4 protein-coding genes are annotated in these 5436 nt (G+C 66.0%); all 4 read left to right on the top strand.

Annotation, left to right across the window (positions count from 1 at the left end; translation table 11 throughout):
- Window positions 1-476: type VI secretion system protein TssL, long form (gene tssL / locus EOA27_RS19985; RefSeq protein WP_127256950.1), on the top strand; the 476-nt coding region annotated here is incomplete at its 5' end.
- Window positions 476-4006: a type VI secretion system membrane subunit TssM gene (gene tssM, locus EOA27_RS19980; protein WP_189343252.1), complete on the top strand. Its 3531-nt coding sequence runs from the start codon at window positions 476-478 to the stop codon at window positions 4004-4006. The genes tssL and tssM, both read left to right, overlap by 1 nt.
- 117 nt (window positions 4007-4123) lie before the next feature.
- The gene (locus EOA27_RS19975) at window positions 4124-4897 is read left to right on the top strand and encodes a PP2C family serine/threonine-protein phosphatase (RefSeq protein WP_126079285.1); all 774 of its coding nucleotides are present in this window, start codon (window positions 4124-4126) and stop codon (window positions 4895-4897) included.
- Window positions 4894-5436, top strand: a 543-nt coding sequence (locus EOA27_RS19970) for a serine/threonine-protein kinase (protein WP_145970432.1), incomplete at its 3' end; no start/stop codon positions are given. The genes EOA27_RS19975 and EOA27_RS19970, both read left to right, overlap by 4 nt.

Below are 5436 nucleotides of genomic sequence, written 5' to 3'. Positions count from 1 at the left end.
CCGCCCAGATCGACCGTGTCCGCGCCGCCCTTGCCAAGGAGATCGCCGGCGGCGGACTGAGCGTCGGCGAGAAGGGCGCGTTCATCGTCATCGAGATCAACAACCAGCTTCTGTTCGCGCCCGGCCAGGCGGAGCCGAAGCCGCAGTTCCAGCCGGTCGCGGCCGATATCGCCACCGTGCTCGATGCTGAGCCTGGACCGATCAACATCATTGGACACACCGACAATGTGAAACCGAAGAAGTCCAGCACGTTCAAATCGAATTTCGACCTCTCGGTCGCTCGCGCCAAGGCCGTGCAGGCGATGATGGCCAAGCAGGTGAAGGATCCGTCGCGGCTCAGTGCCGACGGCAAGGGCGAGGACGAACCGATCGCCGACAATGGCACGGCGGACGGCCGTGCCAAGAACCGCCGCGTCGACGTGATGATCCCGAAACAGGAGATTTTGCAGACCAGCGCGGCGGAGAACGGCGGCTGATGCGCTGGATGCGGCGGATCTTCAGCCTGGCTGCGCTCGCCGGTTTCTCGGCGGCGATCTGGTATGCCGGACCGCTGATCCGCTTCGCCGATACGCGCCCGCTTGGTCCAGTGTGGCTGAGGGCCACGATCATCGGCGTCACCGTTGCGGCGCTCGCGCTGTTCTACGGGATCCGCTTCTGGCAGCGGCGGAAGGCGCAGAAGGCGCTCGAAGCGGCCATCGCGCGCAGCGATGAACGCAACGACGATTCCCAGGTGCTCGAAGCACGCATGAGCGAAGCCATCGCGACGCTGAAGCGGACGAGCGGTAAGCGCAATTTCCTCTATGACATCCCCTGGTACATCATCATCGGCCCGCCCGGCGCCGGCAAGACGACGGCGCTGGTCAATTCCGGGCTGAAATTCCCGCTTGCCGGCTCCGGCAGCGCGCAGCCGGTGGCCGGCGTCGGTGGCACGCGGTCCTGCGACTGGTGGTTCACCGACGAGGCGGTGCTGATCGATACGGCCGGCCGCTACACGACGCAGGAGTCGGACCGCGAGCGCGACAAGGCAAGCTGGCTGGCGTTCTTGGGATTGCTCAAGAAGCAGCGCACCAGGCAACCGATCAACGGCGTCATCCTCGCCATAAGCCTCTCGGATCTCATCGGCTTCGACGACCGGCAGCTCGACGGGCATGTCGCCGAGATCAGAAGCCGCCTGCGCGAATTGCACGAGACGCTCAAGATCCAGTTCCCGGTCTATCTGCTCTTCACCAAGGCCGATCTCGTCGCCGGCTTCATGGATTACTTCGGCGATTTCGACGAGGCGCGCCGGCGCAAGGTGTGGGGCGCGACGTTCCAGACCGCCGACCGCACCAGGAACATGGCTGGCGAAGCGCCGGCGGAATTCGACGGGCTGGCGAAACGGCTCGCAGAAGAGGTCGCCGACCGCCTGCAGGAAGAGGCAGACCCAGTGGCCCGGATCGCGCTGTTCGGCTTCCCGGCGCAGTTCGGCGCGCTGAAGAACCGGATAACGCAGTTCATCGGCAGCCTGTTCGACACATCGCGCAGCCAGGTCAATGTCAGCCTGCGCGGGCTCTATTTCTCGTCGGGCACGCAGGAAGGGACGCCCTTCGACCAGGTGCTGGGCGCGATCGGCCGCAGTTTCGGCAGCGCTTCGCAAGCGCACCTTTCCGGCGCCGGCAAGAGCTTCTTCCTGCACGACCTGCTGGCCAAGGTGATCTTCCCGGAATCGGGCTGGGTCTCGTTCGATAGGGCGGCCGAGCGCCGCATCCGGCTCGCCAGGTTCGGCGGCCTTGCCGCGATCGCGCTGGCGGCCTTGGCGGCGCTCGGCGTGCTGGGCCTCAGCTTCTTCGCCAACAGAGAGCTGATCGCCTCCACAAGGCAGGCTATGGCGCATTATCGCGACAGCGCCGACAGCCTGCTGAAGAGCACGACGGTGACCGACGTCGACCTCGAAAACGTCATCGGCTCGCTCGACCAGTTGCGCAACCTGCCGGCCGGCTTCGAAAACGGCGACCAGGGAAAGCCGATCGAGGAGACGTTCGGGCTCAGCCAGCGCGAGAGGCTGCTGTCGGCCTCCAAGACCGCCTATCGGCAAGCGCTTGAACGAAGCTTCCGCTCGCGGCTGCTGGTGCAGGCAGAGCGGACGATCCAGGCCAGGATGGCCGATCCGATAGCGCTCTATGAGCCGCTCAAGATCTACCTGATGCTGGGCGGCAAGGCGCCCAAGGTCGACGACGAGCTGATCGTCTCGTGGATGAAGCAGGACTGGGAGGAGAACCGCTATCCGGGCGAGAACAACCGCGAGGGACGCGCGCAGCTCGAAAAGCATCTGCGCGCCATGCTTGCGCTCGACGACGCCTACGATCCAGCCTTCGCGCTCAACCAGCCGCTGGTCGAGGCCGCGCAGCGCTCGCTCGGACGTATGAGTCTTGCCGACCGCGCCTCGGCGCAGATCAAGTCGGCAGTCTACGCCGCAAGGCTGCAGGATTTCTCCGTCGCCGCGAAAGCCGGTCCGGAAGCGCAGCTGTTGTTCGAACGCATCGACGGCAGCGAGCTTGCGGACCTTAAGGTTCCCGGCCTCTACACGCGCGCCGGGTTCAATCGCTTTTTCCTGCCGCAGCTGTCGCGCATCGCGCAGATGCTCGTCGACGACCGGTGGGTGCTCGGCGGCGGCGGCGAACAGGGCGGTATCGACCAGGACCTGCCCAAGCTCGGTCCCGAACTCGTTGACCGCTACGGCAAGGAATTCGCCGCCGCCTGGAACGGCGTGCTCGACCAGCTGAAACTCAAGGCGATGCTGAAGGACAAGCCGCAATATCTCGCGCTTTCCGCCCTCGCCGCGCCGGACTCGCCTCTCGACCAGCTGTTCACGGCGATCGCCAATGAGACCGCGTTGACCAAGGGCGACAGTGCCGGCGAGGGCGACACCGGGACGGCTGAGCCGGATCCCGCGAGCATGGCCAAGGGCCTCGCCCGCATCGGCCTGCAGATCGCCGGCGGCAAGTCGCAGAGCCGGGCGGGCGCAAGCTCGGCCGTTGCGCAGAACGCCGGCGCGAGCGTCGAGGCGCAGTTCCGCTCGTTCCAGGCTTTGGTCAGCGGCAACCCCGGGCGCCGGCCGTTGGATGCGCTTACGCAGAACTTCCACGACATTTTTCAGAGCCTGAAGCTCGCGGCCGATGTCCCCACACAGACCGAACGCGTCAACGCCAATCTGCAGCTGCAGATCTCGACCTTGCGCGCCAATGTCTCGCGCCTTCCCAAGCCGCTGGCGCGCATGGTCAACGCGGCGGCGGACGAATTCGAGGGCAATGTCGCGGAGACCTCGATCGCCAATCTCAACCAGACCCTCGACCAGACGGTGACGCGCCCTTGCGAGGAGGCTGTCAACGGCCGATATCCGTTCGCCCGCGACAGCAGCGAGGACATCTCGATGGCGGATTTCGCCAAGCTGTTTGCGCCTGGAGGCCTGATGGACCGCTTCTTCGCGCAAAACCTTGCGCCGCTGATCGACATGACCGGCCAGGAATGGAGCTGGAAGCAGAATGCGCGCTACAGCAAGGATCTGGCGAAATCGGCCCTGAAGGCGTTCCAGGCGGCGGCGGAAATCCGCGCCGCCTTCTTCCCGTCGGGCGGGTCGACGCCGTTGGTGTCGATCACCTTCACACCCACCTCGCTGAACAGCGAAGCCGACAGCGCGGTGCTCAACGTGGACGGGCAGACAGTGCAGAGCGCCCAGGCCGGCAACGCACCGAGCATCGTGACATGGCCGAGCGGCGCCGCGTCCGGATCGGCGAGCCTCAGCCTCATACCGGAAATGCCGGGACGCGAGTCCGCGCTCAAATTCGAGGGGCCGTGGGCGTTGAAGCGACTGTTCGACAAGGCGACCATCACCGGCGACGGCGCCAGCACCGAGGCGCGTTTCGTGATCGGTGGACGCGATGTCGCCTACACGATCCAGGCGGGCTCTGGGGCCAACCCCCTCGTCCTGCCAGCCTTGTCAGGCTTCAGCTGTCCGAAGGCGTTTTGAGATGGCCAGATCGGGGCTTCATTTCGATACTCTAATGTACCCGCTTGTGGCAGAGTGGCGTGGGCACGCGGCCCATGGCTGGTCACAGAGGACGCTCGCTGAGCGCTTGGTGGCAAATTGAGCACTGTCGCCCTTCCCATCGACAGCTTCGGCGTGAGCCACAAGGGCTGCGTGCGCGACCACAATGAGGACAATTACCTCATCGAGCCGCAGACCGGGCTCTGGGTGGTGGCCGACGGCATGGGCGGGCATGAGGCCGGCGAGGTCGCCTCGGCCAGTATCGTCGACCATCTGGCGACGATCGGCATTGCGAGCTCGGCCCCGGACCTTCGCGCCCGCTTCGAGGACAGGCTCAGCCGCGCCAATGCCGAGATCCGGGGCATATCGCGATCGCGCGGCATCACCATCGGCTCCACTTTCGCCGCCCTGCTTGCCATGGATGGGCGCTTCGCCTGCCTGTGGGCCGGCGACAGCCGCATCTATCTCGTGCGCAACGGCTCGATCTTCCAGGTCTCGAAGGATCACACCGAGGTGCAGGAACTGCTCGACCGCGGCATGATCAGCGCGGAGGAGGCGCGCACCTGGCCGCGACGCAACGTGATCACGCATGCGGTCGGCGTCAGCGACGAGCTCGAGATCGATTTCCAGCAGGGCGAATTGATGCCGGGCGACGTTTTCGTCCTCGGCACCGACGGGCTGACGGCGCATGTCAGCGACGCCGAGATCGAGGCCGCGGCCAGATCCGCCACGCCGCGGGCGGCATGCCAGGCCCTCCTGGATACGGTGCTGGCGCGCGGCGGTACCGACAATGTGACCATCGTACTTGTGAAGATCGGCGGCAACGGCGCGCCCCATCCGGATCGGTCCGCAGCGGAGGGCCTGGCCAGATGAGCGACGACGACAAGACCCGGATCTCGCCGAACGTGACCTATGCCGGCGTCGGCACGCAGCTCAGCGGCATTTACGAGCTCGACGAGCGGATCGCCTCGGGCGGCATGGGCGAAGTCTATCGCGGCCACAACATCCAGACCGGCGATCATGTGGCGATCAAGATCGTGCTGCCCGAATTCGCGCGCGACCAGACGATCCTGTCGCTGTTCCGCAAGGAAGCGTCGATCCTCAACCATCTCTCGCATGACGCGGTGGTGCGCTACCACGTGTTCACCATCGACCCGGGGATCGGCCGCCCCTATCTCGCGATGGAGTTCGTGGACGTCCAAGCGCTGTTCGACATGATGCGGCGCGGGCCGATGCCAAGCGACGATGTGCGCCGGCTTTGCCACCGCCTCGCCTCTGGCTTGAGCGCCGTGCATCAGGCCGGCGCGGTGCACCGCGACCTCTCGCCTGACAACATCATCCTGCCCGGCGGCCGGGTCGAGCGCGCCAAGATCATCGATTTCGGCATCGCGCGCTCGGCGACCGTCGGCGGC

It is taken from the genome of Mesorhizobium sp. M2A.F.Ca.ET.037.01.1.1, from assembly GCF_003998075.1.
In the GTDB taxonomy this organism is placed as follows: domain Bacteria; phylum Pseudomonadota; class Alphaproteobacteria; order Rhizobiales; family Rhizobiaceae; genus Mesorhizobium.
Note: the sequence above shows the minus strand (reverse complement) of the source record. Positions and strands in the feature narration are given on the sequence as shown.

Coding starts and splice junctions, on each gene's coding strand:
- tssM (WP_189343252.1), top strand. CDS start 476: ATGCGCTGGATGCGGCGGATCTTCAGCCTGGCTGCGCTCGCCGGTTTC.